The 17306-nt window shown below is 32.9% G+C and carries 18 protein-coding genes; 9 read left to right on the top strand and 9 right to left on the bottom strand.

All coding sequences use genetic code 11. The annotated features are described in order from the left end of the window. Position 1: 1 nt before the first annotated feature. Positions 2-1042 (top strand): agmatine deiminase family protein, encoded by a 1041-nt coding sequence (locus tag HNP99_RS11010; protein ID WP_173853435.1) that lies wholly within the window; start codon positions 2-4, stop codon positions 1040-1042. A gap of 75 nt (positions 1043-1117) precedes the next feature. Here the strand turns inward: HNP99_RS11010 and HNP99_RS11015 are convergent, their stop codons facing one another. Next, on the bottom strand, positions 1118-3385 hold the full coding sequence (locus tag HNP99_RS11015; protein WP_173853436.1) for a M1 family metallopeptidase: 2268 nt from the start codon (positions 3383-3385) through the stop codon (positions 1118-1120). Positions 3386-3564: 179 nt separating this feature from the next. On the opposite strand from HNP99_RS11015, the gene HNP99_RS11020 reads away from it, so the two are divergent. From HNP99_RS11020 to HNP99_RS11030, 3 genes are all read left to right on the top strand, one after another. Then, positions 3565-4422 carry an aldose 1-epimerase family protein gene (locus HNP99_RS11020; RefSeq protein WP_173853437.1) on the top strand — a complete coding sequence of 286 codons (858 nt, stop codon included), beginning with the start codon at positions 3565-3567 and terminating at the stop codon, positions 4420-4422. Between the two features lie 16 nt (positions 4423-4438). Then, the gene (locus HNP99_RS11025) at positions 4439-4990 is read left to right on the top strand and encodes a GNAT family N-acetyltransferase (protein WP_173853438.1); all 552 of its coding nucleotides are present in this window, start codon (positions 4439-4441) and stop codon (positions 4988-4990) included. 118 nt (positions 4991-5108) lie between these two features. Continuing rightward, positions 5109-5660, top strand: coding sequence for a DUF3575 domain-containing protein (locus HNP99_RS11030; protein ID WP_173853439.1), 552 nt, complete (start codon positions 5109-5111; stop codon positions 5658-5660). A gap of 2 nt (positions 5661-5662) precedes the next feature. Here the strand turns inward: HNP99_RS11030 and HNP99_RS11035 are convergent, their stop codons facing one another. Further along, positions 5663-5893, bottom strand: a complete 231-nt coding sequence (locus tag HNP99_RS11035; RefSeq protein WP_173853440.1) for a VF530 family protein — start codon at positions 5891-5893, stop codon at positions 5663-5665. Between the two features lie 70 nt (positions 5894-5963). Between HNP99_RS11035 and smpB the strand changes: the two genes are divergently transcribed. After that, positions 5964-6419 carry an SsrA-binding protein SmpB gene (gene smpB / locus HNP99_RS11040; protein WP_173853441.1) on the top strand — a complete coding sequence of 152 codons (456 nt, stop codon included), beginning with the start codon at positions 5964-5966 and terminating at the stop codon, positions 6417-6419. Between the two features lie 189 nt (positions 6420-6608). Here smpB and HNP99_RS11045 read toward each other — a convergent pair whose 3' ends face one another. From HNP99_RS11045 to HNP99_RS11055, 3 genes are all read right to left on the bottom strand, one after another. Beyond that, a complete protein-coding gene (locus tag HNP99_RS11045) occupies positions 6609-7250 on the bottom strand; it encodes a protein-L-isoaspartate(D-aspartate) O-methyltransferase (protein WP_173853442.1) in 642 nt (213 codons plus the stop codon). 598 nt (positions 7251-7848) lie between these two features. Further along, positions 7849-8889 carry an RluA family pseudouridine synthase gene (locus HNP99_RS11050; protein WP_173853443.1) on the bottom strand — a complete coding sequence of 347 codons (1041 nt, stop codon included), beginning with the start codon at positions 8887-8889 and terminating at the stop codon, positions 7849-7851. Further along, positions 8879-9496, bottom strand: a complete 618-nt coding sequence (locus HNP99_RS11055; protein ID WP_173853444.1) for a PASTA domain-containing protein — start codon at positions 9494-9496, stop codon at positions 8879-8881. The genes HNP99_RS11050 and HNP99_RS11055 overlap by 11 nt, the downstream gene beginning before the upstream one ends. A 241-nt stretch (positions 9497-9737) precedes the next feature. Between HNP99_RS11055 and HNP99_RS11060 the strand changes: the two genes are divergently transcribed. From HNP99_RS11060 to HNP99_RS11070, 3 genes are all read left to right on the top strand, one after another. Next, a complete protein-coding gene (locus HNP99_RS11060; protein WP_173853535.1) occupies positions 9738-10706 on the top strand; it encodes a D-alanine--D-alanine ligase in 969 nt (322 codons plus the stop codon). Positions 10707-10830: 124 nt separating this feature from the next. Continuing rightward, entirely contained in the window at positions 10831-11286 is a 456-nt protein-coding gene (gene coaD / locus HNP99_RS11065) for a pantetheine-phosphate adenylyltransferase (protein WP_173853445.1), read from the top strand. Between the two features lie 82 nt (positions 11287-11368). After that, on the top strand, positions 11369-11947 hold the full coding sequence (locus tag HNP99_RS11070) for a PhnA domain-containing protein (protein WP_173853446.1): 579 nt from the start codon (positions 11369-11371) through the stop codon (positions 11945-11947). Between the two features lie 308 nt (positions 11948-12255). On the opposite strand, the gene HNP99_RS11075 is transcribed toward HNP99_RS11070, so the two are convergent. Continuing rightward, complete coding sequence (locus tag HNP99_RS11075) at positions 12256-12981, bottom strand: hypothetical protein (RefSeq protein WP_173853447.1); 726 nt, start codon at positions 12979-12981, stop codon at positions 12256-12258. A 194-nt stretch (positions 12982-13175) separates the two neighbouring features. Here HNP99_RS11075 and HNP99_RS11080 point away from each other — a divergent pair, with 194 nt between their 5' ends. Continuing rightward, on the top strand, positions 13176-14108 hold the full coding sequence (locus tag HNP99_RS11080; RefSeq protein WP_173853448.1) for an NAD-dependent epimerase/dehydratase family protein: 933 nt from the start codon (positions 13176-13178) through the stop codon (positions 14106-14108). Between the two features lie 100 nt (positions 14109-14208). On the opposite strand, the gene HNP99_RS11085 is transcribed toward HNP99_RS11080, so the two are convergent. From HNP99_RS11085 to HNP99_RS11095, 3 genes are read right to left on the bottom strand one after another with little or no spacing between them, the layout of a single operon-like run. Further along, positions 14209-14886, bottom strand: a complete 678-nt coding sequence (locus tag HNP99_RS11085) for an ABC transporter ATP-binding protein (protein WP_173853449.1) — start codon at positions 14884-14886, stop codon at positions 14209-14211. A 1-nt stretch (position 14887) separates the two neighbouring features. Then, the gene (locus tag HNP99_RS11090) at positions 14888-16144 is read right to left on the bottom strand and encodes an ABC transporter permease (RefSeq protein WP_173853450.1); all 1257 of its coding nucleotides are present in this window, start codon (positions 16142-16144) and stop codon (positions 14888-14890) included. After that, positions 16141-17232 (bottom strand): efflux RND transporter periplasmic adaptor subunit, encoded by a 1092-nt coding sequence (locus HNP99_RS11095; RefSeq protein WP_173853451.1) that lies wholly within the window; start codon positions 17230-17232, stop codon positions 16141-16143. The genes HNP99_RS11090 and HNP99_RS11095 overlap by 4 nt, the downstream gene beginning before the upstream one ends. Between the last annotated feature and the right edge of the window lie 74 nt (positions 17233-17306).

The following is a 17306-nucleotide window of genomic DNA, read 5'->3' on the forward strand; positions in this document are numbered from 1 at the left end:
TATGACTGAAAATAAAAGAAGGTTTCCTGCTGAATGGGAAAAACAACAAGGTGTTTTACTTTGCTTTCCTCATAACGGAAATGACTGGCCAGGAAAATACGAAGCCATTAAATGGGCTTTTGTTGAATATATTAAAAAAGTAGCAACTTACGAAACTGTTTTTTTAGTAGTAGCCGATGAAAAATTAAAAGAAAAAGTAACTGAAATGCTAGAAATGGCAAAGGTTAATCTTGATACTATTTCGTTTATTATTCAAAAAACAAATAGAAGTTGGATGCGCGACTCTGGCCCTATTGTAATAAAAAATGGAGAAAATAGAGAAGCTTTAAATTTCAATTTTAATGGATGGGCAAAATATAAAAACCACCAACTAGACAGGAACATTCCTACTACAGTGGCTAATTTTCTAAACATACCGCTTACCCAAGTAAGGTACAAAGGAAAACCAGTAATTGTTGAAGGTGGCGCCATTGATACTAACGGAAGAGGAACTTTACTAACCTCTGAAGAGTGCTTAATGCATCCTAATATTCAGGTTAGAAACCCTGGTTTTACAAAAGCAGATTACGAAGCCGTTTTTAAAGAATATCTTGGAATTACTAATGTGATCTGGCTAGGTAATGGAGTTGAAGGTGATGATACGCATGGACATATTGATGATTTATGTCGTTTTATCAATGAAGATACTATTGTAACCATTATTGAAACAGATGTAAATGACGCTAACTACGCCCCATTGCAAGACAATTTAAAACGTTTGCAAAATGCCAAATTAGAAAATGGAAAAGCACCAATTGTAGTGGCTTTACCAATGCCAAAACGGGTTGATTTTGAAGATTTAAGATTACCAGCGAGTTATGCTAACTTTTTGATTTTAAATAAATGTGTATTGGTCCCTACTTTTAACGATGCTAATGATCGTGTAGCGCTAAATATTATTGCAGCATGTTTTCCTGATAGAGAAGTTATTGGGATTAGTGCTATTGATTTAATTTGGGGTTTGGGTACTTTACATTGCTTAAGCCAGCAAATACCAGAATAAAACGCTTTAATATTGTTATAATAAAAAACACCAGCAAATTTGCTGGTGTTTTTATATGCTATAAATTGGTTCAATTTATTTGTCCTTCGTAAAAGGAATTTTTTGATTATCACTAATGATCATATCAAAACCGTTTTTATCTTCATTAAATTGGAATTTTAATCCCGCTCTTTTAGATTCGAATAAATCTTTTCCAACTGGCTCCACTGAAAATTCAGGATAGTCAGTAATCGCAACATTCAAAACACTATTTTTTTCTGAAAAGGTAATTTTAATAGGCGCTTTAGTATTAGAATATGTACCTAAATAACCATCTAAAATAATGTCTTTTTCAATAACACCTGTTCCTGAAGACCAAACGTTATTTGCTTCGTTATTATCAGGTAAAACATGTTCTGGATCTAAAGTGATGCTTTCTATTTCTTCGGTAGAATCATGTTTAAATGACCATGAAGTATTTCTTTGCCATATTTCAACAGGTAATTGCACTCTATCGACTTTACCACTTTTAGTTTTTACATCTAAAATAACAGGCATAGGCATTTTTTCAAAATTCTCAATAGTAATAACCACCCCTTGTTTTGGATCGTTTTTTACATATTTGATTCCGTTAATTCCTTGGTCAAATTTCCAGTTGTATTGAAACCAACCTCTCCAAAACCAGCTTAAATCCTCACCTGCAACGTTTTCCATTGTTCTAAAAAAGTCATCTGGAGTAGGGTGTTTAAAAGCCCAACGTTGTACATATGTTTTAAAAGCCATATCAAAACGTTCTTCACCTAAAACTTGTTCTCTTAAAATTACAAGTCCTGAACTAGGTTTAGCATAACATAAAAGCCCAATATTTCCTTCCTGCATGTTATCAGGAGAGCTCATTACAGTTTCTAATTCAGCGTTAGTATATCTATCTGCTAATTTATGTAAGTCTGAAGCTGGCGTTTTATATTCTCCATTATTGAAATCAACAGAGCTTAATGAGTTGATAAAAGTATTAAAACCTTCATCCATCCAACCAAATAAACGTTCGTTAGAACCTACAATCATAGGAAACCAGTTGTGACCAAATTCATGATCTGTAACTCCCCATAAATCTTCTCCTTTAGATTCCCATCCACAAAAAACGATTCCTGGATATTCCATTCCTCCTTCATTTCCTGCAACATTTGTTGCTACTGGATAAGTATATTCTAACCATCTTTTAGAATAGTTTTCGATAGAAGCTTTAGTAAATTCTGTAGAGCGTCCCCAAGCTTCGTTTCCAGCACTTTCTGAAGGATAAGCTGATAATGCTAATGATTTTTTGCCACTTGGAAGATTGATTTTAGCACCGTCTAAAATAAAAGCTGGAGAAGATGCCCAAGATAAATCTCTAGCATTCTTCAATTTATAATGCCATGTTTTGGTAGCTGTAGTAGTTGTATTTGCTAGAGCAACAACTTCGTCCTCAGTACGAATCATAACTGTTTTATCACTTTGTTTCGCTTGTGCTAATCTACTTTGTTCAACTGTGCTATAAACCGCTGTTGGGTTTAACAACTCGCCTGAACAAACTACAATGTGATTTGCTGGTGCGGTGATATTTACATCAAAATCTCCGTATTCTAAATAAAATTCTGACGCTCCTAAATAAGGATTGGTATTCCATCCTCTTACATCATCATAAACACACATACGCGGATACCATTGTGCAATAGTAAAAATTTTTCCATTTTTTGTATCTAAAACTCCTGTACGATCAGATCCTTCTTTTGGAGAAATATATGAGAAGTCAATTTTTATTTTTACTGATCCCCCTTTAGCTTTTAATTCCTCTGGTAGAAAAACTTGCATTCTAGTATCAGTGATTAAAAATTTAGCTGCAATTTCAGTAGACTTGCCTTTTACAGTAGTAACAACCTTAACCGATTTGATATTATGACCTCCTTCAAAAACTTCTCCTTGAGCTCCATTGCGACTACCAGTTAAAGGCACTACAGCATTACCGCGAGAATCCGCTTTGAATAAATTTTGATCAATATTCATCCAAACAAAATTCATCTTATCTGGACTATTATTAGTGTAAGTAATCACATCTGTACCTACAATTTCATTATTTTGAGCATTTAATTTTGCGGTAAGTACATAATCAGCTCTGTTTTGCCAATATTCTGCTCCCGGTTGCCCACTTGCTGACCTTGTACTCGTTCCGTTTTTTGTATAAAAAAAGGGAGCAAAAGCATCATGATAATTGTAATTTGAAGTTGGCGTTGTAGCCTTACTTTCAGGTGTTTGTTGTGCCCAGAGCGACGAAACTCCTAATACTAAAGCCAATTGAAGTATGGCTTTGAACCTAATATTTTTCATGTGTTATTATTTTACAACCAAATTAGCAAAAAAAAACAGATTGGTAAATAAAAAATAGTAATAGCTTTAAATTTTAAGTAAAATTTATATAACTCCACATATTTTGCTCTGCAAGTATTAATTAATTGAAATTATAAAATATATTTACAGTATCAAATTAACTACTAAAACCTACTACTTTGACTACAACAATAATTACAAATAGTTTTTTATCAGCTGAAATTAAACATGCAGGTGCCGAGTTATGTTCTTTAAAAAAAATCAGTAATAATAAAGAATATATCTGGGAAGGGAATTCTAAATTTTGGGGCAAACACTCCCCAATTCTCTTTCCTATAGTAGGAACTTTAAAAGACAATAAATACACTTACAATAACCAACAATATACTTTATCTAGACATGGTTTTGCTAGGGATATGGTTTTTGATTTAATCGAAAAAAAAGAAGACAGGGTTACATTTTCTCTTAAATCAACTGAGGAAACATTAAAAGTATACCCCTTTGAATTTGAACTCCAAATTTGCTATCAACTAATCGAAAATGAAATTGTAATAAAATATCAAGTAATCAATAAAGGGGATCTAGAAATGGGCTTTTCTATTGGAGCACATCCTGCTTTTGCATTGCCTTCTCAATTTGAAAATTATACTTTAGAATTTGAAAAAGAAGAACCTTTAATTTACACACTTCTAGAAAATAATTTACTTTCTGATGAAACTAAAAGATTAGATACTGAGGTAAATAGTGTACCTTTAAATTATTCTTTATTCGAGAAAGATGCCTTAATTTTTAAATTATTAGCTTCTAAATCGGTTACTATTTTAGAAAACAAAACCCCTATGCTAAACATCCGTTTTGATGATTTTCCGCATTTGGGAATTTGGACCTTAAATAATGCTCCATTTATATGTATAGAACCCTGGTTTGGGTATTCTGACACCAATAATAATACTGGAAATATTATGGAAAAAGAAGGCATCCAATTATTAGCTCCTAAAAATACTTTTGATTCACATCTCACTATCGCAATTCTATAACTTTATTATTAAACAAATGTTAGCACTTAATTTTAGTCCTTTCCCAAATTTAGAAACCGAACGATTATCACTACGTAGAGTGGTTAATGATGACGTAAACGAGATATTTTATTTACGCTCAAACCGAGAAGTAATGAAATATATCCCAAGACCTTTAGCAATAACTCCTGAAGATGCTTTGGCACATATTGCAACAATTGATGCTACAATTGACAGGAATGAAGGGATTAATTGGGCTATAACTTTAAAGAACAGCGATAAACTTATTGGAATCATTGGTCATTACCGAATCCAACCGCAAAATTACCGTTCCGAAGTGGGTTATATTCTTCATCCAGATTATCATGGTAAAGGCTTTATTCCTGAAGCTTTAAAAAAAGTAATCGCTTTTGGTTTTAACGAAATGAAATTACACACTATTGAGGCAGTTATTGACCCAAATAATACTGCGTCAGAAAAAGTTTTATTAAAAAGCGGTTTTTCCAAAGAAGCTCATTTTATTGAAAATCAGTTTTATGAAGGACGCTTTTTAGATACCGTCATCTATTCATTGTTAAATAAATCATAACAAGAAGTATTTTACAATCTCGGCATACTAAATCATTTACTTTTGTGTTTATTATATATTAAACAATTACTAATTTAAAACCAATTAGCTCCCCAAATAATTGGTTGAAACTTTACCTATGAAAAAAACAATCTTTTTGGCAATTGTACTTTTTACATTACAATCTCAAAGTCAAACTTATGTAAAAGTAAATGCTTTTACAACACTTTTAACTGTTCCTAACGTAGCAATAGAGACTACAATTGGAGAAAAATCAACATTAAATTTTGATGTATTAGCTTCTTTTTGGAAATCCGTTAATGGGAAACCACGTGAATTTTACACTTTCACACCTGAATACAGGTATCACTTTAAAGCAATCGACAATGGCTTTTACTTAGGTGGACATATTGGAGCTAGTTTGTATAATTTTCAAAAATGGAACTACTTAAATACTGATTTATACGAAAAAGGATTTGGTTACTTTGCAGGAGTAACTGTAGGTTATAAAGCAAAAATAAATGATAAGTTTTACTTGGATTGTTTTCTGGGTGGCGGTTGGCATCAAGGATTTTATAAGGGGTACCGTATAAGTGACGGTAGCCGTTATGAAAATGTAAGGCACTGGAATAAAAGCGGTGAATGGCTACCTTATAGAGGAGGAGTAATGATCTCTTATAAATTAAATTAGGTTTACGAAGTAAATTTTTTGTGATTTTTCACATACAAATCTTCAACTTGTTTTCTTGCCCATTCCGTTTTTCTTAAAAAAGTAAGACTTGATTTTATACTTGGGTTATCGTTGAAGCATTTAACTTTTATTAATTCACCTAAGGTATCAAATCCATAATGCGCTTCTAATTGCTCTAAAATAGTTTTTAAAGTGATTCCGTGTAAAGGATCTTTTGATTGTTGTTTTTCCATTTGGCAAATTTATACCATTTTTTCAAAAAAGATTGCTGATTCATACATTTGTTGCTACATTTGTCATCCTATGCTAAAAACTGTCAACATACTAAATAAAAGAGCTCGATTTGATTACGAAATAATCGAGAAATTCACTGCTGGAATTGTTTTGGCAGGGACCGAAATAAAATCTATCCGTTTAGGAAAAGCTAATATTACTGAAAGCTTTTGCGAGTTTAGTAATAGCGAACTTTTTGCTATCAATACGTACATAGAAGAATATACTTTTGGTAATCAGTTTAATCATAAAGCGAGAAGCGAAAGAAAATTACTTTTAAACAAACGAGAATTAAAAAGTTTAGAACGAAGTGTACAAGCCAAAGGACTTACTATTGTTCCTTTAAAATTATTCACCAACGAAAAAGGAATGGCAAAACTTGAAATTGGGCTTTGTCGAGGTAAAAAAACCTATGATAAACGAGAATCTTTGAAAGAACAAGACACTAAACGAGATTTAGATCGAATAAAAAAAATATACAAATAATAAAGAAGAAGGTTAAGCAATTAACCTTCTTCTTTGTTTTATCTCAGTAATAACTAGATTTAGTGTTTTATTAAAATTTTAGTACGCAATCTCCCAAAACTATCACACAAATACTCTCAAAGAAAAAACAGTAAATAAAAAAACATAAATAAATTACATTGCAACTCTCAGAAAAATAAAAGAATCGTTTTAATTTTTATCTTCTAATAAAGGAACAAATCGGAATTCACCTAACTCATGTTTCTCAAATTGAGTTTCGTTTTTTCTAATTAACAACGTCATTACTTGCACATCATCTCCAAGCGGAATAACCAGCCTACCCCCTATTTTTAGCTGTGCCATCAAGGGTTGCGGAATAAAAGGTGCTCCCGCTGTTACAATTATACTGTCAAAAGGGCCAAAATTAGGCAACCCTTTATAACCATCTCCAAAAGTAAGATGCTTGGGTCTGATACCCAATTTAGGAAGTAAGGCTGATGTTTGCTTAAACAATTCATTTTGGCGTTCTACGCTATAAACTTTAGCTCCCATTAAATACAAAACTGCAGTTTGATACCCTGAACCCGTTCCTATTTCTAAAACTTTATGGTCTTTTTTTATTTCTAATAACTGAGACTGAAAAGCAACAGTATATGGCTGCGAAATGGTTTGCCCTGCACCAATAGGGAAAGCCTTATCTTGATAAGCATAATCTTCGAAGCTAGAATTTAAAAACAGGTGTCTAGGGATCTTTTTAATTGCATCCAAAACATTTCTATCTGTAATTCCTTTTTCTTGTAAAACGCTTACTAATTGGTTTCGAAGCCCTTGGTGTTTTGCAGTATCTTTCAATGGTGGTATATTATATTTCTGTAAAATTAAGTAAAGAATTCTCATTTGCAACATAAAGTAGACTGGCAAACCCATAAAATTTAAAAGTGGGTGAAATTCACTAGAAACTCATCTTTAATATCCTCATTTAAAAGGAGGAACAATCAAGTCCTAAAATTTTAGAATCTTTAAAATTAAAAAACAAATAAAGTCTTAAAAAAACATATTTAAAGGAAACATACCCAAAATCAACATACTATAATCCAATCAAATTTTCGTCACATCAACAAGAATCATGAGGTGCAACAGCAGTTCTCGAGTTCGCTCGAACTGAGAATTTGATTATTGCATAGGCAATATTGAATTAGTAATTTTTATGACAATCTAAATATTTTAAATAGCACTAAAAGTGGCTATTGCAATAACACTTTTAATTGTGTCAATTTACATATCTTAAAAATTGGTTAAGAATTACTTTCTTACTTACATTCTTGAAGATAATAAACGGCAATTTATTATAAAACAAATAGAATACTATTTCGATAAATAATAAACAACCAAAAAAAAGCCCCTTTTTACTTAAAAAGGGGCTTTATGAATTTATTATTATAACGTAAGTTTACGCTTCTTCATCTGTTAAATGTGATTTAGAGTAACCTCTCCATTTTTCAATACAATCTTGAAAATCTTTTGGCAATTCGGTGTCAAAACGTTTCATTTCCTTGGTTGTAGGATGTATAAAACCTAATGTTTTAGCGTGTAATGCTTGTCTAGGTAATATTTTAAAACAATTATCTATAAACTGTTTGTATTTTGTAAACGTAGTCCCTTTTAAAATTAAATGACCACCATAACGTTCGTCATTGAATAAAGGATGCCCTATGTGTTTTAAATGCGCTCTAATCTGATGTGTTCTTCCTGTTTCCAGTTGGCACGATATCAAAGTAACATACCCAAAACGTTCTAAAACTTTATAATGTGTAATAGCAGGTTTCCCTATTTCCGGATCAGCAAAAACAGCCATTTGCATGCGGTCTTTTAAGTGACGTGCTAGGTTACCTTCTATAGTTCCACTTTCTTCTGCTACATTTCCCCAAACAAGTGCCACATACTCCCTTTCAGAAGTTTTAGCTTCAAACTGTTTAGCTAGATGCGTCATAGCAGCTTCTGTTTTAGCAATAACTAACAAACCTGAAGTATCTTTATCAATACGATGTACTAATCCAGGACGCTCACTACTGTTCATAGGCAAATTATCAAAGTGATGTGCTAAAGCATGCACAAGCGTCCCTGTATAATTACCATGACCAGGATGTACTACCATTCCTGGTTCTTTATTGATTAACAATAAAGTATCGTCTTCATAAACAATGTTTAACGGAATATCTTCTGGTATGATATGGTTTTCGTAAGGAGGATGCGTTAACATCACTCGAACCACATCAAATGCTTTTACTTTATAATTAGATTTTACAGGAACATCATTTACAAAAATATTTCCTTCTGTAGCTGCAATCTGTAATTTATTACGTGTAGCATTTTGTATTAACCCCATCAAATATTTATCGATTCTTAAAGGTGTTGTCCCTTTAGTAACTTCAAATTTAAAATGTTCGTACAATTCTTGTTCTAGGTCTTCTGACTCTATATTATTGTTCATTTGGTATTTCTTCTGCTGGTTCTACTATAGAATCCGTTCTTATATCTTCTTCATAACTCGCTTTTCCATCTCCTAAAACTAAATCAATTTTAGACGATTTCAAAACCCTATCTCCTGGTTTAATACTTCTACCTCTGTAACGCATATCCAGCACCATATCTTTTGCCAAATTAGGAATATAAGTAATTGTTCCTTCCTCTAGCCCTAAAGCTTTTAAAGTAGGTACTGCTTCACGATAGGTTTTTTCGATCAAATTAGGAACTTTAACTGATGAAAAGCCCGAAGCATTAATTTTAATATATATCTTTCTTCCCTCTTTTACTTTTGCACCTGGCAAAGGATCTTGCTGCACAACGCTAGATTTTGGGTAGTCACTTCTATAATCTAAACTGTCTAGCAATACATAAGTAAGGTCTAAACCATCTAACTTATCTTCTACTTGCTCTTCAGTAAGCTTACTTAAATTGGGAACTACAATTACGTTACCATGATTTGTGGTAAATGTCAACCAATGCATAAACAAATAGCCTAAAACGGCAATAATCAAAGCAGCAAGAAAAACCTGTAAAAGAAAAACTCGGCTAATAAGATAGTTACGTAAACTCATAAATTTATTTTTATTTCTCGCAAAGATAAACCTATTTCGTTCCAAAAAAAATGATAATTTTGTTTAATGGAATTTAGTGCTGCTATTATAATCATTAGGAGCTATTCCCGCTATCCGCTGTATCCACACAAAAAAGTGTGGGATGCCGCTACTATCGGGGCTAAAACACGTTAAAGTAATCAATAAAACTAGTGGTATGTTACTACCATACAAGCCTACTAGAAACATTAAACAAACAAAAATGAAAAACATTGCCATAATCATGGGCGGTTATTCCAGCGAATACAAAATCTCTCTTATTAGCGGAAACGTCGTTTATAAATTTCTAGATAAAACAAAATACAACGGGTACTGTGTGCATATCTTTAAAGAAAAATGGGTATATGTTGATGCTGATAATAATGAATTCCCAATCGATAAAAATGATTTTTCTATCAATGTAAATGGTACTAAAATAGTATTCGACTGCGTTTTTAACGCTATTCACGGTACACCTGGGGAAGATGGATTAATGCAAGCGTATTTTGAATTGCTCGAAATTCCACAAACTTCATGCAATTATTACCAAGCAGCACTAACCTTCAATAAAAGAGATTTCTTATCTGTTTTAAAACCATACGGAATTAAAAGTGCAACATCATATTATTTAAATAAAGGCGACGTTATAAAAACAAGCGAAATTGTAAATACTGTAGGTTTACCTTGTTTTGTAAAACCTAATAAAGGGGGTTCTAGTTTTGGAATATCGAAAGTAAAAACAGAAGCCGAATTACCTATTGCCATAGAATTTGCGTATCAAGAGGACAACGAAATCATTATTGAAAGTTTCCTTGACGGAATGGAAGTTACTGTAGGAGTGATCAATTATAAAGGGGAGATTATCGTACTTCCTATTACTGAAATCGTATCAGAAAATGACTTTTTTGATTACGAAGCAAAATACCAAGGAAAATCCCAAGAGATTACTCCAGCTAGAATCTCTGATGAAATGACCAAAAAAGTAGGCGAAATTGCAAAACGCGCTTACGAATTATTAAAAATGAAAGGATTTTCAAGAACAGAATTTATTATCGTTAATGATGAGCCGTTCATGTTAGAAATGAATACCGTTCCTGGATTAACACCAGAGAGCTTAATACCGCAACAAGCCGAAGCAGCTGGAATTTCATTGACGGACTTATTTTCAAATTCAATAGAACTGGCTTTTTAATAATTCTAAAAGACAATGTCACTTTGCTTGCTGCAAAAATAAAGAATGTGAAGCAGCAATTAAAACCATTCGGATTACATAAACCGTATTGCTATTAAAATTTAATTCATTAATCATAATTGAAATGAGAAAAGCCATATTTCCAGGATCTTTTGATCCCATTACTTTAGGACATGAAGATATTATCAAAAGAGCAATTCCACTATTTGATGAAATCGTAATTGCCATTGGGATAAATGCCGAGAAAAAATACATGTTTACTCTAGAGGAAAGAAAAAGATTCATTGAAGAAACTTTTAAAAATGAACCTAAAATTTCGGTGATTACTTATGAAGGTTTAACTATCGACTTATGCAAAAAAGTAAAAGCTAATTTTATTTTACGTGGTTTACGTAATCCAGCCGATTTTGAATTCGAAAAAGCCATTGCACATACTAACAGGTACCTTTCTAAAATAGAAACGGTTTTCCTACTAACAGCTGCAAAAACTTCATACATAAGTTCTAGCATTGTTAGAGACGTATTAAGAAACGGTGGAGAATACCAAAAACTCGTTCCGCCAGCGGTTCGTGTAAAATAAAATTAATAATAAAGTGACCTTGTAATAATTTGGCAAAAAAGTCAATAAACCTTACTTTCGCAAAAAAACAAACAGCCTTATAATGAGTATAGATAGAGAATTGAACAAACGTAGTGGATCAAAATGTGAACTTTGTGGAAATACTGAAAACCTAAAAGTATATCAAGTTTTACCAACTCAAAAAGGCGGAATTGACGAAGCTATTATGGCCTGTGCTACTTGTATTGACCAAATTGAGACTCCTGGTAACGAAGATTTAAACCACTGGAGATGCCTTAACGATAGCATGTGGAGTGAGCATACTGCCGTTCAAGTTGTTTCTTGGAGAATGTTAAGCCGTTTGCGTGCTGCAGGATGGCCACAAGAATTAATTGACCAAATGTATTTTGACGAAGATACTTTAGCTTGGGCGCAAGCTACTGGCGAAGGTGCTGAAGAAGAGAATAAAATCGTTCATAGAGACAGTAATGGAGTCATTCTAGAAGTAGGAGATTCTGTTGTATTGATTAAAGATCTAAAAGTAAAAGGTTCTAGCATGGTTGCAAAACAAGGAACTGCTGTTCGTAACATTAGATTAGATCATGAAAATGCTGAATATATCGAAGGAAAAGTAGATGGACAAACCATTGTCATCATTACTCAGTACGTGAAAAAATTGTAAGTTAACAATCATCAAAGTATAAAAAGGGACTCATCTACTTAAAAGTTGAGTCCCTTTTTCCTTTTAAAACGAATGCCTTTTTTGATCGAAAAATTAAAAAAGTATTTTTAATTAAACCACAAGTACTGCTTTAGAAATCGTATCTATATCTATAGTCGTGAATACAATAGAACCGTTAGAATTAGAGTATAACAATATATTTACTGATTACTTTATTTGAACTAATTTAGAGCTGTTGTTATAAAATTAAAAAAAGCCTTCAATAGATGAGTTGGTCTCTTCAAGGGTTTTTATCATTTTAATTCTAGTTACAACTTAGTAAAAAAGTCTGGACCATAATCTTTGTTAGCTATAACATTTGTTGGTCCTACCTTTTCATTCATTCGATCATAAGAAAAAAGAACTCCAGCGATCTTTTTATAATCACTCCATGGTTTTAAGAAAGCAGGAGCTTCGTCGTTAAAATTGTTATAGTACGCCCATTGCTTAATTAGGTGAGTATCGTTTTCTACATAAATCCAATATTTATTTTCTGGAGTAACTCCTACTCCATCAAAAGTCATTTGCAATATAGTAGCCTCTTTCCCATCTGCTAATTTATCCTCTTTTACATAGGTTAAGGTTACGCCCTTGTCTTGTAATTTCCAAGGCATAACTAACCAATAAGAGTCGTTAATCCACCATTCTTTGGCACTTTGTAAAAGAGCTGCAGATTTAGTTGCATCTGTTACTAATGTTCCATTTTCAAAAGCTTGTCCTTTCATCGTATTGACATTTACTAATACTACTTGGTTGTCTTTAGGGTTTTCAACACGTACATCAGCAGTCCATTTATTCCAATACAGTTTTCTACCTACAAAACTCCATTCTAAAGTTTTGATGGCGTCATAAGCTTTTTTTCCACCCATAGCAGTTTCTATATCGCCTACAATTTTATCAACCGCTTTATCATCGTGTTTTTTTTCAGCACAACCTGAAGTTGCAATAGTCACTATAGCAAGAAATACTAATGCGATTTGATTTATTTTTTTCATAATCTAATTATTAAGTACAGTTTGTAAATTTACATTTTTAAACAACTGCATTTTAAAATTAGACATAAATTTATAACTAATTATATAAAATTATGAATGGGAAAATTAAAACTTAAAACCATAATAATACAATAGATTCCACTATTAGCTTTGTAACTTAGCATGCAAATTAGGGATCTAAAAAACAATATAACATGCAAACGATACTAGGCGCAAACGGAATTATAGGCGAAGAATTAGCTCGTGAATTGCGTAAAAAATATACATCAAAAATAAAATTAGTAGGTAGAAATCCAGAGAAAGTAAATCTCGATGACGAACTTTTTAAAGCCAATTTACTTGATCCCAAAAGCGTCATTGAAGCGCTCCAAGATACTGATATTGCGTATCTGACTGTAGGCTTAACCTATGATTCTGAAATTTGGCTTCGTGATTGGCAAATTGTATTGAGAAACGTAATTGCTGCTTGCAAGATCAATAAATGTAAATTGGTTTACTTTGACAATACCTATGCTTATCCACAGGATAGTAGTATTCAAATAGAAACAACGCCATTAACTTCTAAAGGAAAAAAAGGAAGAGGAAAAAAACTAGCCGCCAATTTACTATTGCATGCGATAGCTAATAAAGAAATCGAAGCTGTTATTTGTAGAGCACCTGAATTCTACGGTCCTGGAAAAACAAAAGGCTTGACTAATACAATGGTTTTTGAAAATTTAAGAAAACATAAAGAACCCAAAGTATTCTTAAAAGACAATGTATTACGAACGTTAATTTTCACACCCGATGCAAGCAAAGCTATGGCCTTGATAGGAAATACTCCAGATGCCTACGGACAAACTTGGCACTTGCCTTGCGATGATAACAGACTTACATACAAACAATTTTTTTTAGAAATTGAAAAACAACTTGGTCGTCCAGTTGCATACACTGTGTTAAGTTCTTTTGTTTTAAAAATCGGGGCTTTTTTCAATAAAAATCTAAAAGAAACACAAGAATTACTACCTCGATATAAAATTGAAAACATCTTTGATTCAGCAAAATTTAAAAATCGATTCCCTGATTTTAAAGTAACAACCTATCAAGAAGGAATTAAGATCATTTTAAAGGATTTCGATATAAAATAAAAAAACTCCTGATTTCTAAATCGTTGATCGATTAGAAATCAGGAGTTTTTTTAATAGCATTATTACTGCGACTATTGTCTTCAAAAATTAGATCTAATCTTTAAGAGATTATTCTACCATCTTCCATAGTAATAATTCGATCCGTTTTATGAGCAAAATCGGGATCATGGGTAACAATTAGGATTGTTTGATTGAAATCGGTAGCTAATTTTTTGAAGATATCAAATACAACATCCCCGCTTTTTCGATCCAAGTTCCCCGTAGGTTCATCGCCCATGATAATCAAAGGATCGTTTATTAAGGCACGGGCAATAGCAACGCGCTGTTTTTCTCCACCGCTCAATTGATTGGGCATTTTTAAAGCATGCTGCTCAATCTCTAACGTTTTTAAATGGGTCAGCGCTCTTTGTTCTAACTCTTTCTTAGAATACTTTCCTAGTTTTAACCCCGGAAGCATCACATTGTTGAGCACATTATATTCGGGTAATAGGTAGTGAAATTGAAATACAAAACCGATTTTCTCATTTCTGATTTTCGCTAAGTTTTGATCTGATTGTCCAGTGATTAGTTGATTATGAATGAATAATTGCCCTTCATAATCGGTATCCATGGTCGATAATAAATACAATAAAGTCGATTTACCGCAACCCGATTTCCCAACAATCGAAACAAACTCTCCTTGCTGAATCTTTAAATCAACACTTTTAATCACCTGAAATTTGCTGGGATTATAGAAATATTTAATTAAGCCTTTGGTTTCTAATATCGTTTCTTTCATCTTATTTTCCTCTAATAATTTCAACTGGATCTACTCTACTCGCTTTCATGGCTGGAAAAAAACCAGAGATGAGGGTTGTAAAAAGCGCAAATACAAGTCCGATAACGTAGTAACTACTATTATAATCAATGGGATAAGTGGTTACCGAAGGGACTGATGGCGATGAAAAAGGAATCACATCAATTATACTCGAAAAAATAAAACCAAAAATCAACCCAAATACACCTCCTGTAACACCAATAATTATAGAAAGGGATATAAAAATCCATTTTACATCACTGCCTGAGAATCCTGTTGCTTTGAGAATTGCAATGCTATCCATTTTTTCGTAAATCATCATGTTCAAAATATTATAAATCCCAAAACCAGCCACGATCAATAACACAATCCCAACTGCGTACGAAATAATGCTTCGAACCGTACTTCCGGTTTCAAATTGCACATTTGCCGTTAAATAATCTATAGTATCGACATCAAAAACGGTATGAAATTCATGGGCAATTGCCACTGCGTTTTCTTTTTTATACAAATTAACTTGTATATCGGTGATATAATTTTTAGGCTGACCAACTATTTTTTGGGCTGTAGCCAAAGAAGTATAACTCGCCATATTATCGATATCGGCGATGCCAGTTTCAGATATTCCGACAATTTTCAAAGAGGATAAAGTACCGTTGGAAGTAGAAACTTTGATTATATCTCCAACCGAAAGTAACATTTTGTCCGACAATCCCTTACCTATAATGATACTATTATTCTGAAATAAATCTGATAATTTACCTTCTTTGATATAATCGCTAATCTTAAAAAGAGTATTCTCTGCCACCACATCGATTCCGTTTACAATACCAGAAATCTCAATAGTTCCCGAATTATATAAAACCGAAGCCGTTACCTTTGGCGCAACATCAATTACGCGTTTGTCTTGCTTCAAAGCACTAATAATCGACATGCTGTTGTAGATCGATTTTCCTCTATCTTTTGGTTTTATCGAATGAATGAAAACAGTATTCCCTTTGTAATCTTTCGATAAAGACAAAGGTTGATTATCCGATGGTTTTACTTCATTAAACATTCGGATATGCGGTGTTCTATTGAGCATCAAGCCATCAAGTAAGCCATTCAAGCCGCTCATAAAACTGACCAAAGAAATAAACATAGCAATACTAAAAGTAACCCCAACTGCGGCAACAATAGTTTGTTTCAGTCTGGCTCTAAGCAAGTGAACAGCGATATCTAAAATTAGTTTGTAATTCACTTTTTGGGAGTATAAATAGTTTCTTCTTTTTTCAATCCCGCAAGTATCTCTACTTTTTCGTAATCGCTCAATCCTATTTTTACTTTTCTTTTTTCATCTTCATTTAACAGTACATATTGGTTATCTATCAAATAACTTCTCGGAATCGTTATCGCGTTCTTCTTGGTTTTGATAACGATATTGGCTTCGGCCGTGAGGTTTGGATATAATTTTTGAGGTGGATTTATAAAGTGCGCTTCGACTTTGAACGTACGGGAACGCTCGTCCATGATGGGATAAATTTTATCTACCGTAGCGTCAAAAGTTTGTCCTTTGTAACTGTCCATCGTTACCACCACTTTTTGACCAATTGCCACTCGAACCATATCATTTTCATCCACTTCTAATTCCAATAAAAACGAATCTGATTTACCGATAATGGCAAGCGGAGTCTGATTGGTCACCAAGCTTCCTTCTTTGACCAAAACATCAAATAAACGTCCTGTAAAAGCACTTTTTATACTGTAATCACTCTGTGAATTTTGTGAATATTTTAGTCGATTACTATTGCGGTTTTGATCATTTTCTAATTGTGCCTTAAGTTGTGCCAATTGTTTTTTGGTGCTTTCGTAATTGATTTTAGAACTTTTATAGGTCAGTTCGATTTTTTCAAAATCAACCTCAGAAATTCCTTCGAGAGCCCTCACTTTTTTATTTCTATTCAAAATAGATTCGTCAAGAGTCAGTTTGTCTTTTGCAGCCTGCACCTTCATTTCTATTTCCGCAATTCGATCCTGAATATATCGACTATTCTCAGTGCTCAATTGGTATGTCAATTGCGCGTTTTGGGTATCAAGATCGGCTTTTTTACTTTCTATTTCGAATAATAACTGCCCTTGACTAATTGATTGTCCTGCTGTGACTTTTATAGTTTGTAGAATACCATTTACGGTAGAAAAAACGGTGTATTGATCGTCCGCCTTAATGACTCCCGATGCATAGACACTTTCGGTTACATCACTAACGGTGGGTTGTATTCCTTCTGCTTTTTTCGAACAAGAAAACACCACAAACAAAATGGTAAAATAAGAGCAATATCTGAATTTCATTCTCATGTATTTAATAAAAATCAATAACTAATGATACTATAAATTTACCGCTTTTTTCTGTTTTAGGAAGCAGA

Origin of the sequence: Flavobacterium gelidicaeli, assembly GCF_013294005.1 — a bacterium.
In the GTDB taxonomy this organism is placed as follows: domain Bacteria; phylum Bacteroidota; class Bacteroidia; order Flavobacteriales; family Flavobacteriaceae; genus Flavobacterium.

What these genes read in the sequence shown, in the direction of transcription:
- HNP99_RS11010 (WP_173853435.1), top strand. Translation starts at nt 2, where the DNA reads ATGACTGAAAATAAAAGAAGGTTTCCTGCTGAATGGGAAAAACAACAA.
- HNP99_RS11015 (WP_173853436.1), bottom strand. Translation starts at nt 3,385, where the DNA reads ATGAAAAATATTAGGTTCAAAGCCATACTTCAATTGGCTTTAGTATTA.
- HNP99_RS11025 (WP_173853438.1), top strand. Translation starts at nt 4,439, where the DNA reads ATGTTAGCACTTAATTTTAGTCCTTTCCCAAATTTAGAAACCGAACGA.
- HNP99_RS11030 (WP_173853439.1), top strand. Translation starts at nt 5,109, where the DNA reads ATGAAAAAAACAATCTTTTTGGCAATTGTACTTTTTACATTACAATCT.
- HNP99_RS11035 (WP_173853440.1), bottom strand. Translation starts at nt 5,893, where the DNA reads ATGGAAAAACAACAATCAAAAGATCCTTTACACGGAATCACTTTAAAA.
- smpB (WP_173853441.1), top strand. Translation starts at nt 5,964, where the DNA reads ATGCTAAAAACTGTCAACATACTAAATAAAAGAGCTCGATTTGATTAC.
- HNP99_RS11050 (WP_173853443.1), bottom strand. Translation starts at nt 8,889, where the DNA reads ATGAACAATAATATAGAGTCAGAAGACCTAGAACAAGAATTGTACGAA.
- HNP99_RS11055 (WP_173853444.1), bottom strand. Translation starts at nt 9,496, where the DNA reads ATGAGTTTACGTAACTATCTTATTAGCCGAGTTTTTCTTTTACAGGTT.
- HNP99_RS11060 (WP_173853535.1), top strand. Translation starts at nt 9,738, where the DNA reads ATGAAAAACATTGCCATAATCATGGGCGGTTATTCCAGCGAATACAAA.
- coaD (WP_173853445.1), top strand. Translation starts at nt 10,831, where the DNA reads ATGAGAAAAGCCATATTTCCAGGATCTTTTGATCCCATTACTTTAGGA.
- HNP99_RS11070 (WP_173853446.1), top strand. Translation starts at nt 11,369, where the DNA reads ATGAGTATAGATAGAGAATTGAACAAACGTAGTGGATCAAAATGTGAA.
- HNP99_RS11075 (WP_173853447.1), bottom strand. Translation starts at nt 12,981, where the DNA reads ATGAAAAAAATAAATCAAATCGCATTAGTATTTCTTGCTATAGTGACT.
- HNP99_RS11080 (WP_173853448.1), top strand. Translation starts at nt 13,176, where the DNA reads ATGCAAACGATACTAGGCGCAAACGGAATTATAGGCGAAGAATTAGCT.
- HNP99_RS11085 (WP_173853449.1), bottom strand. Translation starts at nt 14,886, where the DNA reads ATGAAAGAAACGATATTAGAAACCAAAGGCTTAATTAAATATTTCTAT.
- HNP99_RS11095 (WP_173853451.1), bottom strand. Translation starts at nt 17,232, where the DNA reads ATGAAATTCAGATATTGCTCTTATTTTACCATTTTGTTTGTGGTGTTT.